This window comes from Oerskovia rustica, assembly GCF_014836555.1.
Lineage (GTDB): Bacteria > Actinomycetota > Actinomycetes > Actinomycetales > Cellulomonadaceae > Oerskovia > Oerskovia rustica.
The window spans coordinates 50,769-72,866 of the sequence record NZ_JACSQQ010000010.1; the positions used below are offsets into that span (position 1 = coordinate 50,769).

The 22,098-nt window shown below is 72.1% G+C and carries 13 protein-coding genes, 2 pseudogenes and 1 riboswitch; of the genes and pseudogenes, 5 read left to right on the plus strand and 10 right to left on the minus strand.

The features are described 5' to 3' along the window. The first annotated feature begins 93 nt into the window (after nucleotides 1-93). From H9652_RS07725 to galK, 3 genes and pseudogenes are all read left to right on the plus strand, one after another. Nucleotides 94-948, plus strand: a complete 855-nt coding sequence (locus H9652_RS07725; protein ID WP_225227910.1) for a DeoR/GlpR family DNA-binding transcription regulator — start codon at nucleotides 94-96, stop codon at nucleotides 946-948. Further along, nucleotides 945-2,138, plus strand: a pseudogene (gene galT, locus H9652_RS19695) (galactose-1-phosphate uridylyltransferase); the annotation flags it as partial. The gene H9652_RS07725 and the pseudogene galT, both read left to right, overlap by 4 nt. 66 nt (nucleotides 2,139-2,204) lie before the next feature. Beyond that, a pseudogene (galK, locus tag H9652_RS19700) lies at nucleotides 2,205-3,440 on the plus strand (galactokinase); the annotation flags it as partial. On the opposite strand, the gene H9652_RS07735 reads toward galK, so the two are convergent. The 3 genes from H9652_RS07735 to H9652_RS07745 all read right to left on the minus strand — a co-directional run bounded on the left by H9652_RS07735 (nucleotide 3,417) and on the right by H9652_RS07745 (nucleotide 9,933). Further along, nucleotides 3,417-5,606, minus strand: a complete 2,190-nt coding sequence (locus H9652_RS07735; protein WP_191795740.1) for an MMPL family transporter — start codon at nucleotides 5,604-5,606, stop codon at nucleotides 3,417-3,419. The pseudogene galK and the gene H9652_RS07735 overlap by 24 nt on opposite strands. A 177-nt stretch (nucleotides 5,607-5,783) precedes the next feature. After that, the gene (locus H9652_RS07740) at nucleotides 5,784-9,083 is read right to left on the minus strand and encodes a family 16 glycoside hydrolase (RefSeq protein WP_191795741.1); all 3,300 of its coding nucleotides are present in this window, start codon (nucleotides 9,081-9,083) and stop codon (nucleotides 5,784-5,786) included. Nucleotides 9,084-9,312: 229 nt separating this feature from the next. Then, nucleotides 9,313-9,933 (minus strand): ArsR/SmtB family transcription factor, encoded by a 621-nt coding sequence (locus tag H9652_RS07745; protein ID WP_318244036.1) that lies wholly within the window; start codon nucleotides 9,931-9,933, stop codon nucleotides 9,313-9,315. A gap of 53 nt (nucleotides 9,934-9,986) precedes the next feature. Here H9652_RS07745 and H9652_RS07750 point away from each other — a divergent pair, with 53 nt between their 5' ends. Continuing rightward, nucleotides 9,987-11,282 carry an MFS transporter gene (locus tag H9652_RS07750; RefSeq protein ID WP_191795742.1) on the plus strand — a complete coding sequence of 432 codons (1,296 nt, stop codon included), beginning with the start codon at nucleotides 9,987-9,989 and terminating at the stop codon, nucleotides 11,280-11,282. 72 nt (nucleotides 11,283-11,354) lie between these two features. Here the strand turns inward: H9652_RS07750 and H9652_RS07755 are convergent, their stop codons facing one another. The 7 genes from H9652_RS07755 to chvE all read right to left on the minus strand — a co-directional run bounded on the left by H9652_RS07755 (nucleotide 11,355) and on the right by chvE (nucleotide 20,560). Beyond that, complete coding sequence (locus H9652_RS07755) at nucleotides 11,355-12,158, minus strand: exodeoxyribonuclease III (RefSeq protein ID WP_191795743.1); 804 nt, start codon at nucleotides 12,156-12,158, stop codon at nucleotides 11,355-11,357. 121 nt (nucleotides 12,159-12,279) lie between these two features. Next, nucleotides 12,280-13,728 carry an MFS transporter gene (locus H9652_RS07760; RefSeq protein ID WP_191795744.1) on the minus strand — a complete coding sequence of 483 codons (1,449 nt, stop codon included), beginning with the start codon at nucleotides 13,726-13,728 and terminating at the stop codon, nucleotides 12,280-12,282. Nucleotides 13,729-13,825: 97 nt separating this feature from the next. Beyond that, on the minus strand, nucleotides 13,826-14,719 hold the full coding sequence (locus H9652_RS07765; RefSeq protein ID WP_138825336.1) for a bifunctional methylenetetrahydrofolate dehydrogenase/methenyltetrahydrofolate cyclohydrolase: 894 nt from the start codon (nucleotides 14,717-14,719) through the stop codon (nucleotides 13,826-13,828). A gap of 111 nt (nucleotides 14,720-14,830) precedes the next feature. Further along, nucleotides 14,831-16,114: a serine hydroxymethyltransferase gene (gene glyA / locus H9652_RS07770; protein WP_191795745.1), complete on the minus strand. Its 1,284-nt coding sequence runs from the start codon at nucleotides 16,112-16,114 to the stop codon at nucleotides 14,831-14,833. A 79-nt stretch (nucleotides 16,115-16,193) separates the two neighbouring features. Further along, nucleotides 16,194-16,284: riboswitch (ZMP/ZTP riboswitch) on the minus strand. 285 nt (nucleotides 16,285-16,569) lie between these two features. Further along, on the minus strand, nucleotides 16,570-17,742 hold the full coding sequence (gene mmsB, locus H9652_RS07775; protein ID WP_138825340.1) for a multiple monosaccharide ABC transporter permease: 1,173 nt from the start codon (nucleotides 17,740-17,742) through the stop codon (nucleotides 16,570-16,572). Further along, the gene (mmsA, locus tag H9652_RS07780) at nucleotides 17,739-19,289 is read right to left on the minus strand and encodes a multiple monosaccharide ABC transporter ATP-binding protein (RefSeq protein ID WP_191795746.1); all 1,551 of its coding nucleotides are present in this window, start codon (nucleotides 19,287-19,289) and stop codon (nucleotides 17,739-17,741) included. The genes mmsB and mmsA overlap by 4 nt, the downstream gene beginning before the upstream one ends. A gap of 143 nt (nucleotides 19,290-19,432) precedes the next feature. Then, the gene (gene chvE, locus H9652_RS07785; RefSeq protein WP_225227924.1) at nucleotides 19,433-20,560 is read right to left on the minus strand and encodes a multiple monosaccharide ABC transporter substrate-binding protein; all 1,128 of its coding nucleotides are present in this window, start codon (nucleotides 20,558-20,560) and stop codon (nucleotides 19,433-19,435) included. Nucleotides 20,561-20,833: 273 nt separating this feature from the next. Here chvE and H9652_RS07790 point away from each other — a divergent pair, with 273 nt between their 5' ends. After that, nucleotides 20,834-22,087, plus strand: coding sequence for an ROK family transcriptional regulator (locus H9652_RS07790; RefSeq protein WP_191795748.1), 1,254 nt, complete (start codon nucleotides 20,834-20,836; stop codon nucleotides 22,085-22,087). Nucleotides 22,088-22,098 lie beyond the last annotated feature (11 nt).

Genomic DNA, 22,098 nt, shown 5'->3' on the forward strand with positions numbered 1-22,098 from the left:
GGGGACGGTCCGCGTCCGTCACCCGGAAGCAGGCACCCGACACCCCCATGTTCAACCTTGTTCGTTTCTGTTCGAATGTGTCACCATGGCTGCATGCTCGCCTCCCAGCGCCACGAACGCATCCTCGCGGGCCTCCGCGACCACGGTGCCGTCCGGATCGCCGACCTCACCCAGGAGCTCGGCGTCTCCGACATGACGGTCCGCCGCGACCTGCTCGAGCTCGCCGACCAGGGTCTGCTCCGCAAGGTCCACGGTGGCGCGGTCTCGCCGCAGGCCACGTCGCACGAGCCTGGGTTCGAGGCCAAGAGCACGCTCGCGCTCGACGAGAAGCGAGCGATCGCGCGCACCGCCGCGCGCCTCGTCTCCCCCGGGTCCTCGATCGCCCTGTCCGCAGGCACCACGACGCACCTCCTCGCCGTGGAGATCGCGGCGGACACCGCCCTGCGGCCGCTGACCGTCGTGACGAACTCGCTCCCCGTCGCCGAGGCCCTGCACCGTGCGGGCGACCCCCGGCTCGAGACCGTGCTCGCGGGAGGCTCCCGGACGCCGTCGGACGCCCTGGTCGGGCCCCTCACCGAGGCCGCGCTCGCGAGCCTGCGCGTCGACCAGACCTTCCTGGGCGCGCACGGCGTGAGCGTCGAGGCCGGGCTGACGACGCCAAACCTGGACGAGGCCGCGACCAACCGCGCGCTCGTCGCGATCGCCGGCCGGACGGTCGTCCTGGCCGACCACTCCAAGTGGAGCACCACGGGCCTGAGCGTCTTCGCCCGGCTCGACCAGGTCGACGTCCTCGTGACCGACGACGCCCTCCCGGCCCCCGACCAGGAGGCGGTGCGCGACGTCGTCGAGCAGCTCCTGGTCGCCTCGCGCGACGAGGCGCCTCACCCGACCCGGCCCACCCCGAACCCATCCATCCCCGCACCCCAGGACGGTCGTACCTCCCGATGAACCAGCACCTGCGCCGCACCCCGACCCGCCTGGCCGACGGCCGCGAGCTCGTCTACTTCGACGACTCGTCCGCGTACGTCTCGGGCGAGCTCACGCGTCGGCTCGACGACCCGCGCCCGCTGGGCGACCGGTTCGCCCCCGTGACCGGCCCCGACGGTCACGAGCACCCGTACACCGGTCCCGAGATGCGCCTCGACCCGCTCTCGGGCGACTGGATCCCGATGGCCGCGCACCGCATGAACCGCACGTTCCTGCCCGCGGCGGACTCGTGCCCGCTGTGCCCGGCCCGCCCCGGCGCGGCCTACTCGGACGGCGAGGTCCCCGACACCGACTACGACGTCGTGGTCTTCGAGAACCGCTTCCCGTCCCTGCAGCTCGTGCCCGGCGTCACTGACGGCACAGGCGCGCCGGACGGCTTCTTCGGTGGCGAGGGCACGCTCGAGACCCGTGCGCCGGCGTCGGGCCGCTGCGAGGTCATCGTCTTCTCGAGCGACCACTCCTCCTCGTTCGGCGCGCTGCCCCCGCAGCGCGTGCGCACCATCATCGACGCGTGGGCGGACCGCACGGAGGCCCTCGGGCGTGAGCCGGGCGTCGAGCAGGTCTTCTGCTTCGAGAACCGGGGCCAGGAGATCGGGGTCACGCTCCATCACCCGCACGGCCAGATCTACGGCTACCCGTACCTCACGCCCAAGACCCGCGCGATGCTCGCCCAGGCCCGCGCGCACCACGAGCGCACGGGCGGCAACCTGCTGCGCGACGTCCTCGACGCCGAGCTCGCCGACGGCCGTCGCATCGTCCTGGAGACCGAGCACTGGGTCGCCTACGTCCCGTTCGCGGCCCGCTGGCCCGTCGAGGTGCACCTCGCGCCGCGCCGCGACGTCCCCGACCTGCCCGCGCTCACCGACGCCGAGCGCGACGACCTCGCGGTCACCTACCTCGAGCTCCTGCGTCGCCTCGACCTGTTCTTCGAGGGGCCGGGTGGCACGCCCGTCCCCTTGCCCTACATCGCGGCCTGGCACCAGGCCCCGGTGCGCGAGGGGCGCGACCTGTCGCGCCTGCACCTGCAGGTCTTCTCGGTCCTGCGCGCGCCGGGCAAGCTCAAGTACCTCGCGGGCTCGGAGTCCGGCATGGGCGCATGGGTCAGCGACACCACACCCGAGCGGATCGCCGCGCGCCTGCAGGCCCTCGCCCCGGCCCCGGCCGTGCAGTGGGTCGAGTCCTGGCCCGACGACGTCGGCGCGGACCGTGTCCGGCGGGCCTTCGCGGAGGCGTTCCCGGCCAAGGACGCAGGGGACGTCCACGTCTACGCGGCCCCCGGCCGCGTCAACGTCATCGGCGAGCACACCGACTACAACGCCGGGCTGTGCCTGCCCGTCGCGCTCCCCCACCGCACGTACGTCGCGCTGCGTCCCCGGACCGACTCGGTCGTGCGCCTCGCCTCGGCCCAGGAGCCGGGTGCTGCGTGGACCGGGCGGCTCGAGGACGTCGCACCGGGGGCCGTGACCGGCTGGGCCGCATACGTGGCCGGCGTCGCGTGGGCGCTCGGGCAGCACCTCGAGGCGACGGGCGGGTCCGCGACGCAGGTCCCCGGCTTCGACGCCGTGGTCGACTCGTGCGTGCCCTACGGTGCGGGCGTGTCGTCGTCGGCCGCGCTCGAGTGCTCGGTCGCGGTGGGCATCGACGACGTCGCAGGCCTGGGACTCGCGGCCACGGACGCCGGGCGTGCGACCCTCGCGGCCGCCGCGATCCGCGCCGAGAACGAGATCGCAGGCGCGCCGACGGGCGGCATGGACCAGTCGGCGTCGTTGCGCTGCGCCCCGGGGCACGCTCTGCTGCTCGACTGCCGCCCGGGGCTCGACCCGGCCCGCGCCGTCGAGCAGATCCCGTTCGACCTCGCGGCCGAGGGGCTTGCGCTGCTCGTGATCGACACCCGGGCCGAGCACGCGCTGGTCGACGGCCAGTACGCGCAGCGACGGGCGGCGTGCGAGGCGGCCGCCGCGACCCTGGGCCTCGCGAACCTGCGCGAGCTCGCGGACTCGGTCATCGCTGCTGCGGCTGGAACCCCGAGGGGCGACGCGGCGTTCGCCGAGGCCCTCGGTGCGGCGCTCGACCGCCTGCCCGACGACGTCTCGCGCCGCCGCGTCCGGCACGTGGTGACCGAGATCGCCCGGACCCAGGACCTGGTGTCGCTGCTGCGCGCCGGGCGAGCCTCCGACGTCGGGCCGCTGCTCGACGCTTCCCACGCGTCCCTGCGCGACGACTACGAGGTCTCCGCGACCGAGCTCGACGTCGCGGTCGAGGCCGCGCGCGACGCGGGCGCCCTGGGAGCCCGCATGACGGGCGGCGGGTTCGGCGGGTCGGCCATCGCGCTCGTCCCTGCCGACCGTGCCGACGCCGTCGCGGTCGCCGTGGCCGCGGCCTTCTCCCGCGCAGGGCTCGGCGCGCCCGGGTTCCTGCTGGCCGTGCCGTCAGCCCCGGCGGGCGCCTGCTGACGTCCCGCTGCCCACGAGGGTGCGCGGCGAGGACTCCTGGCCGCGCACCTCGTCCGGCCCGACGCCGCGACCGGGGCGCGGGCGCCCGCCCGGGAACCACCAGTTCCAGCGGCCCAGGAGCGACATCGAGGCGGGGAGGAGCAGCCCGCGGACGATCGTGACGTCGAGCAGGACAGCGACCGCCATCCCCACCCCGATCTCCTTCATGGCCACGAGGTCGCCCAGCGCGAACCCCGCGAACACGATCCCGATCGACACGGCCGCCACCGTGATGACGGGGCCAGACGCCACGATGCCTGCGAGGACCGCACGGTCGTTCGCGCGGCGGTCGTCCCCCGTCCGACGGCGCCACTCCTCGGCGATGCGCGCGAGGAGGAAGACCTCGTAGTCCATCGACAGGCCGAACAGGAAGACGAACAGCAGCGCGGGGCTCGTGGCGTCGATCGTGCCCGTGGGTTCGAAGCCCAGCAGCCTCGCACCCCAGCCCCACTGGAAGACCGCGACCAGCACGCCCAACGACGCGGTCAGGGCGAGCAGGTTCAGGACCAGCGCCTTGAGCGGGACCACGATCGACCGGGTGAGCCAGCCCAGCAGGAGCATCGCCGGCAGCACGACCACGGCGAACGCCCAGGGCAGCCGGTCGCGCGACTGCTGGGTCGCGTCGACGAGCTCGGCCGCGGGGCCCGCGACCTGCATCGAGAACGGGACGTCCATCGCCTGGACGTGCCGGACCACGGCCTGCGCCGCCTCACCCGTCGCAGTGCCCGCCGGGGTGACCTCGGCGACCGTCACGTCGGGCGGGAAGTCGGTGAGGTGCTCGACGTCCTCGACGCCGGGCAACGCGTAGACCGCGTCGAGGAACGACTGGACCTCGGAATCCTCGACGGGCGCCCCCAGCACGAGCTCGACCGGCTGGACGCCCAGGATCTCGAAGTCCTGCTCGATCCTCTCCTGCGCGACCCGCTCGGGCGTACCCGGCGGCAGGGACCGCGCGTCCGAGGCACCCAGCGCGAGCGACGCCAGGGGCGCGCTGAGGAGCAGGAGGACCGCGGTCGACCCGAGCGTCACGGCCACGGGGCGCCGCTGGGCGAACGCCGCGGACCGCGCGAGCAGACCGGGGCCGTGACCAGTGCGGCGGCGGGCCCAGGTCCGGGTCCGCGGGGCAGGGATCGACGCGTGCAGCACGGCGACCAGAGCCGGCACGAGCGTGAGCCCGGCGAGCGTCGTGAGCCCGACCACGAGCAGGCCGCCCAGCGCCATGCTCGCGAGCAGAGGGTCCGCCAGGACGAGCAGCCCGCCGAGCGCCGACGCGACCGCGAGCCCTGAGACGAGGACCGCCCGGCCCGCGGTCGACACGGTCCGGGCCAGCAGCTCGTCGAGAGCGGCCCCCGGCGCCGCCTCGCGTTCCTGCCGGAACCGTACGATCACCAGGAGGCTGTAGTCGACGGCCAGGCCGAGCCCCAGGAGCGTCACGACGTTGACCGCGAACTCGCTCACGGGCACCGCGCCGGCGAGCGCGCTCAGCGCGAGGAGGGAGGCAGCGATCGACGCGAGCGCGGCGACGATCGGCGCCAGCCCGGCCCGCAGGCCGCCCAGCACGAGCACCAGGACGACGCACAGCACCACGAGGGCGACCGACTCCCCCACCACGGCATCGGCCGTCGCGATGTCGGCGAACGTCCGCTCGGCCATGAGCTCCCCGCCCACGACGACCTCGGGGGGGTCGATGGTCCGGCGGGCGGCCGCCACACGGGCACCGACCTCGCGCGCCTGCTCGTCCGTGCGGGCGGGGGCGCGCCCGACCACGACGAGCGAACCGAGCCCGTCGTCCGAGATCAGGCCACCGGACGTGAAGGCGTCCGAGACCTCCAGCACGCCGGGGATCTCACGGACCTCGTGCATCACGCGGCTCCCGCTCTCGACGAGCGAGGGCGTGAAGAAGTCGACCCCGCCGACGACTGCCGTGAGCGTCTCGCCCTGCGGGTCGAGCTCGTCGAGCACGGCCTGCGCCCGGGCCGACGGCGCGCCCGGCGGCAGGCTGTCGACCGTGGTCGTGCGGTCGAAGACTCCGCCACCGATCACCGCGCCCAGCAGAGCGAGCGAGCCCCACACGGCGAGGACGGCGATGCGGTGCCGGGCCATGACCCGTCCCAGGTGCGCGAGCATGGGTCGACTACCTCTCGACGACACGGTGGGACGTCGTCGTCGACGCCCCGGCAGATGGTGACAGACGCTGCACCGCCGCGGCAAACGAGGCTGCGCCTGTCGTGCGGGTGCGTGACTCGGCTGCGGCACGCCGGGCGTGCCGCAGCCGAATCATGCACTCAGCGAGGGGATGTCGCGTCAGCCGCAGCTCGACGCGTCGTAGGCCGTCTCGACCACGACCTCCTTGTCCCCGGCGCTCGCCGTCACGGTCGCGGCCCCGGCCTCGACCGAGGTCGAGCGGGTCGCGAACGTCTGCTGAGCCGACTTGCCCGGCAGAACACCGGTCATGGTCTTCTTGCCGAACGGCGTGCTGAGCACGACGTCGACCGGCACCGTGTCGTCGTTGACGGCACGGACGGTGAGCGTGACCTTGCCCGCCACGCACTTGGGCTGGACGGTCACCGACACCGCGAGCTCGGGCTCGGGCTCGGCCGCCAGGTCCTTGACGCGGATGTTGCGGTAGGAGACCGTCTCACCGGCGCCGTGGTTCTGGATGCCGATGAACCCGCTCGACAGGTCGCGCGCCGGGTCGGTGCTCGTGAAGTCGTTGACGAGCACGTCGTTGAGGTAGATCCGGATGCGGTCCCCCTCGACACGGATGTCGTACGCGTTCCACTGGCCCACGGGCTTGAGGGCCGCGCTCACGGCCGCCGCGTCGGCACCCTGGAACGTGTAGATCGCGCCCGTGGTGCGGTCCGCGGCGTCGCTCGCGTCGATCTGGATCTCGTATCCCTGGTTGACCGCGACCCAGGGGTCGTTGCCGGGGTTCGGGAAGCCGACGAACACGCCGCCGTTGTCGTCCTTGACGAGCTTCCAGTCGAGCTTGAGCGAGTACTCCTCGAGCTCCTCGGCCGTGTACCAGAGCAGACCCATGCCGCCGTTGGTGCGGATCGAGCAGTCGTCCTGACGACCGAACGTCCCGGAGCCCGCGAGCTTCCAGTCGGCGAGGCTCGCGAGGGTTCCGTCGAAGATGCCGCGGTAGCCGTCCTCGACCTCTGCCGGGGAGCAGATGTCGGGGTTCTGCCCGATCGACAGCACGTCGAGGTTCACGTTGCCCTGGTCCCCCTGGTCGTACCTGAGGGTGATCGTGTTGTGCCCCGCCGCGAGGTCGACGTCACGCGTGATCGTGTCCCACACCTTCCAGTCGCCGGTCGTGGGCAGCGTCCACGGGCCGACCTTCTGGCCGTTGACGTAGAGCGAGACGTTCTTGGCGCGCAGCTCGGTGTACGGGTGGATGCCGTTCGCGTAGCGCAGGTTGAGCGGGTAGGTGCCGGCCTCGGGGACCGTCACCGCGAACGTGCGGCCCGAGCCGACGTTCTGCATCCCGGCGGCGAAGCCCGTGCCCGAGTAGTTGCTGTGGTCCGAGCCGAGGCTCGAGCCACCGAGCGGCTGCGCCTCCTCGGCCTCGTACCAGCCGCGGTCCGCCGGGGCGACGTAGCCCGGCAGCGAGTTGAGCGTGTACCAGGCCTCGGTGCTCAGGAGCTCGGCGCCCTCGTCCGAGGCGAACGGTCGCGGCGAGCGCAGGTGCACGACGTGGCCGGGCTTGAGACCGTCGACCGTGAGCGTGACCGTGGTGCGGTCCTCGGAGACGGTGGCGTCCGTGACGAACAGCGGCGTCTCGTCGACCTTGGGTCCGCCGTACTGCTGGGTCGGCACGTAGCGCCACTGCGTGAGGCGGTAGGCGTCGGCCAGCTTCGCCACGACGGCGTCGGACACCGGCTCGGTGTACTCGATCTCGAACCCGCCCTCGACGACGCGCATCTCCTTCATGTCGAAGGAGTCCTCGTTGACCTTGGCGAGCTTCTGCAGGCCGAACCGCAGCTTGCCGGACTCGCCCCAGTTGCCGCCCTCGCCCGTACCGCCGACGTACAGCGCGCCGTCGGGGCCGGTGATGACGCGGTTGGCGCCGACCTCGAGGCCTGCGGTGTGACGGAAGACCGCCCCCTGGAACTCGCCGTCGACCTTCTCGAGGAACGCGCGCTGGAGACCGCCGTACGTGACGTCGCCGAGGAGCATCTGGCCGGCGAACTCGCCGTCCTCGACGAGGATCGGGTTGCCCGGGGAGTTGGCGATCTCGTTCTGCGGGAGCCACAGCGCGGGCTGGGACACCGGGTTCGCGTCGAACGGCCCGGCCGGGGTGGTGAAGTGGTTGAAGAACTTGTCCTGCTCGATGTGCACGAGCTTGTTCGCGGGCAGCCACGCGCCCTGGTTGTCCGTCCCGAAGATCTCGCCCTCGGGGCCGAAGCCGATGCCGTTCGGGGTGCGCAGGCCGCCCGCGACGTAGGTGACCTCGCCCGTCGCGCGGTCGATCTTGATCGACGTGCCACGGTTGGCGGCAGGCTGCGGGGTGGTCGTCGCGCCGCCGTTGTCGATCGCGACGGAGAGGTTGACGTAGAAGTAGTTCTCGTCGTGGATCAGGCCGAACGCGAACTCGTGGAAGTTGCCGCCGTCGGGCCACCCGGCGATCTTGGTGTGCGTGTCGTAGAAACCGTCGCCGTCCGGGTCGGTGAGCTGCGTGAGCTGGTACCGCTCGGAGACGAAGATCGAGTCCTCGATGACCTCGATGCCCATCGGGTTGAGCAGCTTGTCCGCGACCTTCGTGACGGTGACGTCCTCGGGTCCGGTCGCGTCGATCACGCCGTCGAGGAGGTACACCTCACCGGTCGTCGGGTCGGGTCGCCAGCCGCCGGAGCTCACGTCGCCCGTGGTCACCACGGCCAGCTTCTCGTCCGGGGTGAACGCGAGGCCCGACACCTTGGGCTCGAAGCCCGCGGGGCGCAGGTCGACGAGCTCGTAGTTCGGGTTGACCGTGTCCAGGCGCAAGCCGTCGCCCGAGGTGTCCGTGGCCCCCTCGCAGTACTTGTTGCCGGGTGCGGTGACCCGCACGACGTTCGCCTCGGTGCTCAGGGCCGACGTCGGGACGACCTCGAACGTCGAGGACCCCGGGGTCTTCCACGCGAGCGTCAGGCGCTGCTTGTCGGTGCCCTCGTAGTACTCGACCCGCAGGTCGTGCGCCCCTGCGGCGAGGGTGATCGCCCCCTCGACCGAGGTCGAGTCGTTCGGGCCGTCGTTCTCGAGGAGGAGCTGGTCGTCGACGTAGACGAGCGCGCCGTCGTCGTTCGTCACGCGGAACGTGTACTCGCCCTCGGTGGGGACCGTGAGCGTCGCGAGCGCGTGGGTGATGAAGCGGTCCGCTGCGCCGAACTGCTCGGGCGTGCTCCAGTCGATCGTCGGCATGAGCTTGTCGACGTTGGGCGTGGTGCCCGACTTGAGGGTGCACACGGACCCGGGGTCCTGGGCGAGCTGGAAGGTGCGCAGGGTGACGCCGGGCTCCATCTCGGTGTCGGCGGCCTGGGCCGACGGGAGTGCTCCGGCGAAGGCGAGGGGTACGAGCAGGGAAGCTCCGAGCAGGCCGGAGAGGCCTCTTCGATGGCGCATTGAGGTTCGCACGAGTGTTCTTCCTCCTTGAAGACGGGTCGGCAGTGACCACGTCGGAGCCTAAGGAGGCTTTTGACTGCTGTCAACCAAAAGTCGCATGTCGGTCAACAGATTCCGCGACCGCTCGGGGGCGGATGTGGGCGGTCGAGAGGGGCCCGCCGGGTGCGCACGGCCAGGAGGGCCGCGCCGCGCGCACGGTCCGCCGGGAGGCCTCGGCCGGATCGTGCCCTCAGCGCAGGTCGCGGCTCGCGTCGTGGTGGATCGCGACGAACACCGACCACGGCTCGCCACCCGTCGCCGGTTCGCGCTGCCGGAAGTCCTCGAGGACCTCGTCGAGACGCTGCGACAGCTCCTCGCGCCCTGCGGCGTCGAGCCGCAGGCCGAGCCTGCCCATGTCGACGGTCGCAGGATCGGCGACAGCCAGCTCCTCCAGGAACGCGTCGAGCAGGACCCGGTGACCTCCCGGTCCCAGGTCCGCGGTCCAGGACTTGCCCGTCGCGCGGTACGGCACCTCCCGCGCCCCCCTCGCCCCCACCCGCTCGGGCTGCGCCGCCAGGAACCCGCGGGCCACGAGCGTCCTGACGTGATGGAGCGTCGTCGCGGGGTTCTTGCCGAGCAGCTGGGCGATCTCCTTGTTGGTCCGCGCCTCGTCGAGGCAGATGCGCAGGATCCGCACCCGGAGCGTCGACGCGAGAGCGCGCGCGTCGGCGTCCCGCTCGGCGACCGAGCCGCCCGTCGTCGGCAGCTCCGCGGTCGGCGCGTGGACGCCAGCGCCTCGGGCGGGGGGCCGTGCGGGCGAGGGCTGCGCGGGCGAGGGCTGCGCGGGCGAGGCCGTGCGATCGGAGGTCACCCCCACAGGCTAACTGATTGACATTCCTCAATCGCTTGCAACAGGCTGACCCCATGACGTCCGACGAGCCCGCGGTGAGCACAGCCGCTCCCCCGCGCAGCCTGGTCCATCACCGCGACTTCCGGCGCCTGTGGGGCGGTGACGCGCTGGGCCAGCTCGGTGCCCAGCTCACGGGCTTCGTCCTGCCGATCTTCGCCGTGTCCCTCCTGCACGCGACCGAGTGGCAGATGGGCGCCCTCAACGCCGCCGAGACCGCGGCCTTCCTCCTGCTCAGCCTGCCCGCAGGGGCCTGGGTCGACCGGATGCGCAAGCGCCGGGTCCTCGTCGCTGCGGACCTCGCGCGCGCCGCGATCCTGTCGGTCGTGGTCGTCGCCGCCCTGACCGGGCACGCGAGCATGGGCCTGCTCATCGGCGCGGCCGTCGTCATCAGCACGTTCAGCCTCTTCTTCGACGTCGCGCACCAGAGCTACGTCCCCGGGCTCGTCGGGCTCGACCACGTCGTCGAAGGAAACTCCAAGCTCCAGGCGACCCAGTCCGTCGCGATGATCGTCGGGCCCGCGATCGGCGGCGTCGCGCTGCGGGTCCTGTCCGCGCCCCTCGTCATGGTCGCGACCGTCGGCACCTACCTCGCGAGCGCGCTCGCCGTCTCACGGATCCGCCACCACGAGGACCTCCCCGACCCGGCTGCGCGACGCCCCCTGCGCACCGAGATCGCCGAGGGGCTCCGTTTCGTCGCGAGCGAGCCCCTGCTCCGCCGCATCCTCGCGTGCACGTCGCTCGCCAACCTGGGTGGCGCGATCGGCAACGCGGTCGTGGTGATCTTCGCGCTGCGCACGCTCGACGTCGGGACGGCGACCTACGGCGTCGTGCTGTCGGCGAGCGCGGCCGGCGGGCTGCTCGGTGCGGTCCTGGCCGACCGGGCGGCACGGTGGGTCGGCCCGGCGCGGGTCATCCCCGTCTCGGCAGTGTTCACCGGGGTCTCGTACGCGATCACGCCCGCGGCAGCCTGGGTGGCGACCACGGGCGCGGCGGACGCCCTCGTGCCGGTCGTCCTCGTCGTCGGGGGCTTCGTGTTCAACCTCACCGTCGTCGTCTACAACGTCGCGCAGGTGAGCTTCCGCCAGCGGCTGTGCCCGCCCGCGCTGCTGGGGCGCATGAACGCCTCGGCCCGGTTCCTCGTGTGGGGCCCGATCCCGATCGGCGGACTGCTCGGCGGGTGGATCGGGACCATGTGGGGCGTGGCGCCCGCCCTGTGGGTCGGAGCGCTCGTCATGTCGCTCGGGGCGCTGCCCGTGCTGCTGTCACCGTTGTCCCGCATGAGCGAGCTACCCGTCCCGGCCCGCGACTGACGCCGGACGCCTGGCACCGGGCACGAGGCGCGGCGGACGCCCTGGCCCCGCGCACCGGGCCAGGGCCTCCCGTCAGAGGTCGTACGTCGCGACCAGCGCGGCGTGGTCGCTCCAGCGGCTCTCGTAGTCGTCGGCGCGGTCGACCTCGACCTTGACCGCGCGCTCGGCGAGCGCGGGCGTCGCGAGCTGGTAGTCGATGCGCCACCCCGAGTCGTTGACGAACGCCTGCCCGCGCCACGACCACCAGGTGAACGGCCCGGGGCCCTCGCCGCCGTGCTTGCGGCCGAGGTCCACCCAGCCGAGCTCGTCGAACCAGGTGTCCAGGTAGGCGCGCTCCTCGGGGAGGAAGCCAGCCGACTTCTGGTTGCCCTTCCAGTTCTTGATGTCGACGTTCTTGTGCGCGATGTTCACGTCGCCCGCGACGACCGCGAGGCCGCCCGCGGCCGAGAGCTCGCGCAGGCGCTCGGTGACCTTCTCGAGGTAGGCGTACTTCTCGTCCATCTTGGGCGTGCCCGCGGTGCCCGAGTGGATGTACGTCGAGACGACCGTGAGCCTCTCGCCCGACGGCAGCTCGAGGTCGGCCTCGACCCAGCGGCCCGTGTCGACCGGAGGCTCGGGCTCGCCCTTGCCCAGCCCGACGCGCACGGCCGTCACGGGAAGCCGCGACGCGACCGCGACCCCCGCACGGCCCTTGATGTCGCACGCCTGGTGCGCGATGTGCCAGCCCTCGCCGACGAGCTCGTTCAGGATCTCGTCCGGGGCGCGGACCTCCTGCAGGAGCATGACGTCCGGGGTGCGGGACGCGACCCAGGCGTCCATCCCTCGGCGGTAGGCGGCGCGGATCCCGTTGACATTGGCTGTAGCGATCGTGAGCACCTCGACATCAAACCCCACGCAACCCACACGGGCGAAAACCGCGCGGCGAGACGCTGGTCACGGCCTGCCGCAGACGGTCCGCAGCCGCAGCACAGCCGTCAGAGCGAGCGAGGCTCCCGCATCACGCTGGTTCTGACACGTCCACGGGCAGCGCCGCCTCGCGGAACCTCCCCGCGAGCAGCACCGTCGCGAGCGCGAGCACGGCCAGCACCCCGAACCCTGCCCGCAGAGCGTCGGTGGTCGCGAACACCCCGGTCATCGCGCCGCCGAGCACCGCGCCGACGTACGTGAAGACGTTGAGCCGGGCGACCGCGCGGTCGGTCGCGGCCTCGACCGTCGGGAGGTCCGTGCCCGTCCCCCCGGCGCCGTCCGTCGCACGAGCCGCCGCGACGGCCTCCGCCGCCCGGTCGCCCGCGGCCGAGAACGCCATGGGCGCCACGACGCCGAGCCCCAGCCCGGTCGCGGCGAACCCCAGCACCGCGAGCGGCCACACGGGCGAGACCGCGACGAGGCCGAGCCCCACGACCCCCACGGCGCCTCCGAGCGCCACGACCCGCACGCGCCCGCAGCGTTCGACCGCCCGGTCCCCGAGCAGCCGCGAGCAGATCAGGGTCGCCTGGTAGGCGCCGAACCCCAGCGGCCCGACGACGGCGCTCGCCCCGAGCACGCCCTGCAGGAACGTCGCACCCCAGCTCGAGACCGCGGAGTCCGCGACGGGGAAGGCCAGCATCGCGACGCCCAGCACGATCACGGTCCCGGCGCCCACCATGCCCGTCACGCCACGAGCGCCGGCCGCAGCGGCACCTGGCCCCGCATCTCCCGGCCCGGCCACCGCGGACCCGCCGCCCGACCCTGCGGCGGGAGCGTCGCCGTCGGGCACCTGGCCCCCGCTCCCCGCCGGAGGAGTCCCGGAGGGCCCCGCGACCGCGACCGCCGCGGTCCGCGAGAGCAACCCCGACCGCAGCACGAGCACCGCCACCGCGACCACCCCCGCGACGAGCGCGAGCGACATGGGCAGCGCGAGTCCCAGGGCCGCGGCCCCCGAGACCGCGAGCGACCCCACGACCCCGCCCGCCGCGTTGGCCGCGAAGAACGCGGCGATGAGGCTGCGCCCGTACGCGCGCTGCACGTCGATGCCCTGCATGGACGTCGACGCGTCGACCGACCCCAGCGCGAGGCCGTACACCGCGAACGCGAGGAAGAACGTCACGAGCAGCCCGGCACCCGCGCTCAGCCCGACCGCCAGGATGCCCGCGGCCGCCACGAGGAGCCCGCCGGTCACGACGCGCGCCGACCCGAACCGGGCCGCGAGCCACCCCGACAGCGCGCTGCCCGTCGCCGCGCACACGCAGACGCCGAGGATCACGAGCGTGATGACGTCGGGGCCGATGCCGAGATAGCGCTCGTAGGTCGGGACGTTGGTCAGCATCACGGCGAACCCGAAGCCCTGCGCCGCGTACGCGGCCGTGGCGCTGCGGCGGGCGCGCCGGACGGACGGGGGGACGGCGAGAGGCGCAGGGACGAGGGCCGCGATGCCGTCGTCTCCCCCTGCCCGGGACGCGGGGGTCATGGCGGAACACTAGTCCTGCGCAGCACCACCGCACGACAGGACGTCAGGAACGACAGGACGGGCGCGACCCGTAGGTCACGCCCGTCCCGGGAACGGGTCAGACGCTGGCGATCCCCGCCGCGCGCTCGGCCGAGTCCACGACGTTCGCGAGGAGCATCGCGCGGGTCATGGGCCCGACCCCACCCGGGTTGGGCGAGATCCAGCCCGCGACCTCGGCCACGGCCGGGTCGGCATCGCCCACGACACGGCTCTTGCCGGTCTCCTCGTCGACCTCGCGCGAGACGCCCACGTCGATCACGACCGCGCCGGGCTTGACCATGTCGCGCGTGATGATGCCCTTGACGCCTGCGGCCGCGACGACGACGTCGGCCCGGCGGACGAGCGCAGCCAGGTCCTGCGTGCCCGTGTGCGTGAGCGTGACCGTGGCGTTGACCGCGCGGCGCGTGAGGAGCAGGCCGATCGAGCGGCCCACGGTCACCCCGCGGCCCACGACCACGACCTCCTTGCCCGCGAGCGAGACGCCGTGGCGCTCGATGAGCTCGATGATGCCCCGCGGGGTGCACGGCAGCGGCGAGGTGACGTCCTCGTTGACGCGCAGCACGAGGCGGCCGAGGTTGGTCGGGTGCAGGCCGTCGGCGTCCTTGTCGGGGTCGATGAGCTCGAGCACGCGGTTGGTGTCGATGCCCTTCGGGAGCGGGAGCTGCACGATGTACCCGGTGCACGCGGGGTCGTCGTTGAGGCGGCGGACCGCGGCCTCGATCTCCTCCTGCGTGGCCTCTGCGGGCAGGTCCTCGCGGATCGAGGACAGCCCGATCTCGGCGCAGTCGCGGTGCTTGCCCGCGACGTACCACTGCGAACCCGGGTCGTCGCCGACCAGGAGGGTGCCGAGTCCCGGCACGACGCCGTGCTCGGCGAGGGTCACGAGACGGGTCTTGAGCTCGGCCTTGATGGCGGCGGCGGTGGCCTTGCCGTCCAGGATCTGCGCGGTCATGGGGGCTCCTCGGGGTCTGGCGGGGACGAACAGACCGCTGAGTGCGGAGTACTTGTCGTGGATCGGCCGGATCGGCGACAAGTACTCCGCACTCAGCGGGTCATGCGTGAGCTACTGCGACAGTCCCGGGTACAGCGGGAAGTCGGCCGTCAGCTTGCGCACGCGAGCGCTCAGGCCCTCGACGTCCGCGCCGGCGCCGGCCTTGAGGGCAGCCGCGATGATCTCGGCGACCTCCGTGAACTCGGCGTCCCCGAAGCCACGGGTCGCGAGCGCGGGCGTGCCGATGCGCAGGCCCGACGTGACGCGCGGGGGACGCGGGTCGAACGGCACGGCGTTGCGGTTCACCGTGATGCCCACGGCGTGCAGGAGGTCCTCGGCCTGCTGGCCGTCGAGCTCCGAGTGACGCAGGTCCACGAGGACCAGGTGCACGTCGGTGCCACCCGTGAGGACCGAGACGCCCTTCTCCGCGACGTCGGGCTGGGCCAGACGGTCCGCGATGATGCTCGCGCCGCGCAGCGTGCGCTCCTGACGGTCCTTGAACTCGTCGGAGCCCGCGATCTTGAACGACACGGCCTTCGCGGCCACGACGTGCATGAGCGGGCCGCCCTGCTGGCCCGGGAACACGGCGGAGTCGATCTTCTTGGCGTACTCCTCCTTGGAGAGGATGAAGCCCGAGCGCGGGCCGCCGATGGTCTTGTGGACCGTCGAGGACACGACGTCGGCGAAGGGCACCGGGGACGGGTGCAGGCCCGCGGCGACAAGGCCCGCGAAGTGCGCCATGTCGACCCAGAGCTTGGCGCCGACCTCGTCCGCGATCTCGCGGAACGCCGCGAAGTCGATGTGGCGCGGGTACGCCGACCAGCCGGCGATGATCACGTCGGGACGGGTCTCGAGGGCCGTCTTGCGGACCTCGTCCATCTCGATGCGGTACGACTGCGGGTCGACGCCGTACGCCGAGACGTCGTACAGCTTGCCCGAGAAGTTGATCTTCATGCCGTGCGTGAGGTGGCCGCCGTGCGCCAGCTCGAGGCCGAGGATCTTGTCGCCCTTGTTGATGAGGGCGTGCAGGACGGCCGCGTTGGCGGTCGCGCCCGAGTGCGGCTGGACGTTGACGTGCTCGGCACCGAACAGCGACTTGGCGCGCGCGATCGCGAGGTTCTCGGCGATGTCGACCTGCTCGCAGCCGCCGTAGTAGCGGCGGCCCGGGTAGCCCTCGGCGTACTTGTTCGTGAGGACGGAGCCCTGCGCCTGCAGGACCGCGCGCGGCACGAAGTTCTCCGAGGCGATCATCTCGAGGGTGTCGCGCTGGCGCGCGAGCTCCCCGTCGAGGACCGCGGCGATCTCCGGGTCCACCTCGAGCAGGGACTGGTTCAGGACGTTCGGCTGAGCGCTCATGCGTCTCCTTGGGTGCGTCTGCGGATGACGGTCTCGCGGGAGGGCGTGCCCCGTCCGGGCACGCTCCCCACAGGGGGCGACCCGGGGCCCAGGCGAACGACCCGTCGTCTACACAGCATGCCGCTCCCCGGTGGTGATCCACCATTCCCGTCCGTCCCGCGGCCTCCCCGGGGGGCGGCGTGCGGGGCGCGGGTGCGCCAGTCGCGACGTGCACGATCCTAGCCCACGTCCGCGTGCCGCGGCAGTGGCGGCCGTCACGCTGGGCTTGCCCCCCTGCCCGACGGCGGAGCGCACGTCGGGCAGGGGCGTCACCCTCGGCGGGGCCGGGCGTCACCCTCGGCGGGGCCGGGCACGACGCAGCGGGGCGCGCGCGGCCCCCACCGCGCGCACCCCGCTGGTCCGTGACCTCGGGAGAGGGTGTGCGCCCTCCCCCGCGTCACCTCCTGATCGCCGGCTCAGGAGAGCGCGGCACGCCTCTTGCTCAGCAGGTCGAACGCGACCGCGAGGAGCAGGACGAGGCCCTTGATCGCCTGCTGCCAGGCGGCGTCGACGGCCATGATCGACAGGCCCATGTTGAGCACGCCCATGATGAGCGCACCGATCATGGCGCCGGACACGCGGCCCACGCCGCCTGCGACCGCGGTGCCGCCGATGAAGCACGCGGCGATCGCGTCGAGCTCGTAGTTCATGCCCGCCGCGGCCACACCGGCACCGGCACGCGAGGTCGTGATGACGGCCGCGACCGCGGCCAGCACTCCCATGTTGACGAAGATGCCGAAGTCGACGCGGCGCGAGTTGACGCCCGACAGCACGGCCGCGTGGCGGTTGCCGCCGATCGCGTAGATGTGGCGGCCGAACACGCTGCGGTTCAGGACGAACGAGTACGCGATGATGAGGATGCCCACGATGAGCAGCACGATCGGCGTCCCGCCCGAGCTGAGCGACAGCCAGTACGTCACGACCCCGATCAGGACCGCCGCCAGGACGATCTTGACGACGAACGCGGGCAGCGGCTCGACGGCGAGCTCGTGGCGACGCAGCGAGGTCCGCGAGCGCCACTGCGCCACGGCGAACGCCACGATGCCGATGCCGCCGATCGCGAGCGTCACGACGTCGAGGTTCCCGACGAACCCGAACCAGTTGGGCACCGACCCGTTGCTGATCGCGATGAAGCCGCTGGGCAGGCCCGCGACCGTGGTGCCGACCAGGACGATCGCGAGACCGCGGAAGATGAGCATGCCCGCGAGCGTCACGATGAACGCCGGTATCCCGACGTAGGCGACCCAGAAGCCCTGCCACATCCCGACGAGCGCCCCGACCCCGAGGGACAGGACCACGGCGAGCAGCCACGGCAGCTCCCACTGGCTCATCATGATGGCGCACAGCCCCCCGACGAACGCGACGACCGAACCGACCGACAGGTCGATGTGACCGGCGACGATCACCATGACCATGCCGATCGCGAGGATCATCACGTACGCGTTCTGCTGGATGAGGCTCGCGACGTTGTTGGGGTAGAGCAGGCGCCCGTCGGTGAGGACCTGGAAGAGCAGGACGATCACGAGCAGTGCCGCGACGATGCCGTACTGGCGGACGTTGCGGCCGAGGTATTCCCTGACGGCGTTCATCGGACGTCGACTCCCTTGTCCATGGTCATGTAGTGCATCAGTGCTTCTTGGGTGGCGTCGGCTCGCGCCACCTCGCCGGTGATCCGGCCCTGGCTCATCGCGTAGACACGGTCGCACAGGCCGATGAGCTCGGGGAGCTCGGAGGAGATGACGACGACGGCCTTGCCCGCGTCGGCGAGGGCGTTGATGATCGCGTAGATCTCGTACTTGGCACCCACGTCGATGCCGCGCGTGGGCTCGTCGAGGATGAGGACGTCCGGGTCCGAGTACACCCACTTCGACAGGACGACCTTCTGCTGGTTCCCGCCCGAGAGCTTGCCGGCGATCGCCTCGACCGTGGGCGCCTTGATCCGGAAGTCCGTGCGGTAGCGCTCGGCGACCTGGGTCTCGGCCTGCGAGTCGACGACGCCCCAGCGGGACACCTTGCCGAGCGCGGAGGCGGAGATGTTCTCCCGGATGGTCTGGATGAGGTTGAGACCGTACCGCTTGCGGTCCTCGGTCGCGTACGCGAGCCCGTGGCCGATCGCCTCGGAGACGCTGCGCGTCCTGATGGGCGCACCGTTCTTGTAGACGGTCCCGGAGATCTTCGCCCCGTAGGAGTGTCCGAACACGCTCATCGCGAGCTCGGTGCGTCCGGCCCCCATGAGCCCGGCCATGCCGACGATCTCGCCGGCGCGCACGTGCAGGTTCGCGTGGTCGACGACGACGCGCTCGGTGTCGATCGGGTGGTGCACGGTCCAGTCCTCGATCCGCAGCACCTCCTCGCCGATGGTCGGCTCGTGCTCCGGGAAGCGGCTGTCGAGCGAGCGCCCGACCATGCTGCGGATGATGCGGTCCTCGGTCACGGGCTCGGCGCCCTGAAGGTCGAGGGTCTCGATCGTCGCGCCGTCGCGGATGATCGTCACGCGGTCGGCGATCGCGGCGATCTCGTTGAGCTTGTGGCTGATGATGATGCAGGTGATCCCGTGGCTGCGGAACTCGTCGATGAGCTTGAGCAGGTGGGCGCTGTCCTCGTCGTTGAGCGCCGCGGTGGGCTCGTCGAGGATGAGCAGGTCCACGCGCTTGGACAGCGCCTTGGCGATCTCGACGAGCTGCTGCTTGCCGACGCCGATGTCCATCGACTTGGTCGCGGGGTTCTCGGACAGGCCGACGCGCTCCAGCAGGGCCGCGGCCTCGCTCGTGGTGCGGTGCCAGTCGACGATCCCCGCGGAGGCCTTCTCGTTGCCGAGGAAGATGTTCTCAGCGATCGACAGGTGCGGGACGAGCGCCAGCTCCTGGTGGATGATGACGATCCCGCGGGCCTCGCTGTCGCGGATGGTCCTGAACTCGCACGTCTCGCCGTCCATGACGATCGTGCCGTCGTAGGTACCGTGCGGGTAGACGCCCGACAGCACCTTCATCAGGGTCGACTTCCCGGCCCCGTTCTCCCCGCAGATCGCGTGGACCTCGCCCCGGCGCACGTCCAGCGTGACGTCCTGCAGGGCCTTGACGCCGGGGAACTCCTTGGTGATCCCCCGCATCTCGAGGATGTTGCTCTCGCTGGCCATGGGTCAGCTCCTCACTCGTCCGTTCCGTGGCGGCCCGTCGCCGCGGCGGTGCCGCGGGTCGGGCGACCGTCTCGCCCGTCGTGCTGCGCGGACCGTGCCCGGCCCCAGGACTGCTGCCCCGGGGCCGGGCACGGTGCGTCCGGTCAGAGGCCGAGCTTGTCGGCCGTGTAGAAGCCGGAGTCGACGAGCGTCGTCTGGACGGTGTCGGCGGTCACGACCTGCGGGTCGAGGAGGAACGAGGGCACGACCTTCACGCCGTTGTCGTAGGTCTCGGTGTCGTTGACCTCGACCTCCTCGCCGTCGACGATCTGCTGGACCATCTTGGCCACCTGGTCGCCGAGCGTGCGGGTGTCCTTCCAGACCGTCATGGCCTGCTTGCCCGCGAGCATGTTCTTGACGTTGGCCTCGTCGGCGTCCTGGCCCGTGACGAGCGGCCAGCCCTCACCGGCGGCGTAGCCGCTGCCCTCGAGCGCCTGCTCGATGCCGAGCGCGAGCGAGTCGTTGGGCGAGAGGACGACGTTCACCTTCTTGTCCGTGTAGAACGAGTTGAGGCGGTTCTCCATCTCGGACTGGGCCTTGGCGGACTCCCAGCCCTGGATGCCGATCGTGGTCCAGTCGTCGACCGTGGCGGGCGCCTTGCCCGAGGGCACGACGAGCTGGCCCGACTCGACGTAGGGGGTCAGGACGTCCCAGGCACCCTTGAAGAAGAAGCGGGCGTTGTTGTCGTCGGGCGACCCGGCGAAGGGCTCGAGGTTGAACGGTCCGGCGCCGCCCGCGAGGCCGAGCTGCTCGGCGATGAACTCGCCCTGGAGCGTGCCGACCTTCTCGTTGTCGAACGTCGCGTAGTAGTCGACGTGCTCCGAGTCGTTGATGAGACGGTCGTACGCGATGACCGGGATCTCCTCCTTGGCGGCCGCGTCGAGGACCGGGCCGAGCGCCGTGCCGTCGATCGAGGCGATGACCAGCACGTCGGCACCCTGGTTGATCATGTTCTGGAGCTGGGTGATCTGCTGGTCGACCTTGTTGTCCGCGTACTGGAGCGTGGTCTCGTAGCCGGCGTCGCCGAGGAGCTCCTCGAGGTGGGCGCCGTCGTTGTTCCAGCGCTCGAGGCTGCGGGTCGGCATCGCGATGCCGATCAGGGGCGTGTCGCCTCCGCCGGTCTCGCCGCCGCCCGACTCGCTGCCCGCACGCTCGGAGCTGCATGCCGTGAGGGCACCGAACAGGAGCGTCATCCCAGCGGCAGCCGCGACCGCCTTGCGCATTGACGTCATCGTCATTCCCTTTCGTCGTCGAACCAGGGGGCGAGCCTCGGCTGTGAGGCCCGCGTCGCCTCCGAGCCGCGGAGGGGGATCCGCGTTGCCTCGGTCGGCACTGCAGCGAAACTAGCCAGGCTTGAGTTAGAGCGTCAAGCGCAGTAACCAGTTCGTGACCTAATTGTGTTCGAGACTCAAACTCAGAGTGGAAGCGGTACCACTGTCGCACCGCCAGGAAACCCCCGTGTCGCCTCGGTTCTCCGGCCCTCACCAGCGTGTACGCTGCTGCCTGTGAACAACGACCGGTCCACACCCGGCTCGCAGACCTCACTCCGAGAAGCGAACCGAACGCGCATCGTGGATGCGGTGAAGCGCTACGGCGGCCTCACCCAGGTCGAGCTCGCCGAGGCCACGGGGCTGTCCACGGCGACGGTCTCGACGATCGTCAAGGAGCTGACCCAGGCAGGGGTCGTCGACACCCGACCCACCTCGCGCTCGGGACGCCGCGCGCTCAAGGTCACGCTCGCGCGCCAGCTCGGCCTCGTCGCGGGCATCCAGTTCGGCCACCGCCACCTCAAGGTCGCGCTCGGCGACTTCGGCCGCACGATCGTCGCCGAGCAGCAGATGCCCCTGCCCGTGGACCACCGCGTCGACACGGGGCTGGACCGCGCGGCCCTGCTCGTCATGGACCTCCTGGAGCGCATCGGTGCCTCGACCGACGAGCTCCTGACGGTCGGCATGGCCCTGCCCGCCCCGGTCGACATCTCGACCGGGATGATCTCGGTGCGCGGCATCATGCGCGGCTGGGACGACCTGCACGTCGGCCAGGTCATGTCCAAGCGCCTCGCGCGCCCCGTCGTCGTCGACAACGACGCGAACCTCGCCGCGCTCGCCGAGGCCGAGCTCGGGGCCGCCCGCGCCTACCGCGACTCGGTGTTCGTGCGGGTCTCGTACGGGACCGGGGCGGGCGTCGTCGTCGGCGGGCACGTCCACCGCGGGTACGCGGGGACGGCCGGCGAGATCGGCCACGTCCAGGTGGACCCCGCCGGTCCCATCTGCCGTTGCGGCAACCGCGGCTGCCTCGAGACCGTCGTGGGGTCGGGCGCGCTGCTCGACCTGCTGCGCACGAGCCACGGGGACCTGACCCTGCGCGACGTCATCTCCCGGGCGCTCGAGGGCGACCCCGGGTGCCGCCGCGTCGTGGCCGATGCGGGCGACCGCATCGGCATCGCGGTCGCGACACTTGCGAGCGCCATGAACCCGCAGGTCATCGTGATCGGGGGCGAGCTCGCCGAGACCGGTGAGATCCTCGCCGGGCCCCTGCGCGACGCGGTGCACCGCCACCTCGTGCCCAACACGATCGCCCCGGTCGAGGTCGTGCTGGGCGAGCTCGGTGCCCGCGCGGAGGTCATGGGCGCGCTCGCGCTCGCCCTCCAGTCGACCGACGTCACGAGCGACGTGCGCCTCGCCCCGGGGGCACCCGGCCCCGTGGGCCTCGTCGCCGCAGGAGACTCCGGCCACCCGTCTCAGGGAGACCGACCATGACCGCGACCGCA

Excerpts from the sequence above, each read along its gene's own strand:
- chvE (WP_225227924.1), bottom strand. The coding sequence starts at position 20,560 with ATGACGTCAATGCGCAAGGCGGTCGCGGCTGCCGCTGGGATGACGCTC.
- H9652_RS07735 (WP_191795740.1), bottom strand. The coding sequence starts at position 5,606 with ATGCTCGCGCACCTGGGACGGGTCATGGCCCGGCACCGCATCGCCGTC.
- H9652_RS07725 (WP_225227910.1), top strand. The coding sequence starts at position 94 with ATGCTCGCCTCCCAGCGCCACGAACGCATCCTCGCGGGCCTCCGCGAC.
- glyA (WP_191795745.1), bottom strand. The coding sequence starts at position 16,114 with ATGAGCGCTCAGCCGAACGTCCTGAACCAGTCCCTGCTCGAGGTGGAC.
- mmsB (WP_138825340.1), bottom strand. The coding sequence starts at position 17,742 with ATGAACGCCGTCAGGGAATACCTCGGCCGCAACGTCCGCCAGTACGGC.
- H9652_RS07760 (WP_191795744.1), bottom strand. The coding sequence starts at position 13,728 with ATGACCCCCGCGTCCCGGGCAGGGGGAGACGACGGCATCGCGGCCCTC.
- mmsA (WP_191795746.1), bottom strand. The coding sequence starts at position 19,289 with ATGGCCAGCGAGAGCAACATCCTCGAGATGCGGGGGATCACCAAGGAG.
- H9652_RS07750 (WP_191795742.1), top strand. The coding sequence starts at position 9,987 with ATGACGTCCGACGAGCCCGCGGTGAGCACAGCCGCTCCCCCGCGCAGC.
- H9652_RS07740 (WP_191795741.1), bottom strand. The coding sequence starts at position 9,083 with ATGCGCCATCGAAGAGGCCTCTCCGGCCTGCTCGGAGCTTCCCTGCTC.
- H9652_RS07765 (WP_138825336.1), bottom strand. The coding sequence starts at position 14,719 with ATGACCGCGCAGATCCTGGACGGCAAGGCCACCGCCGCCGCCATCAAG.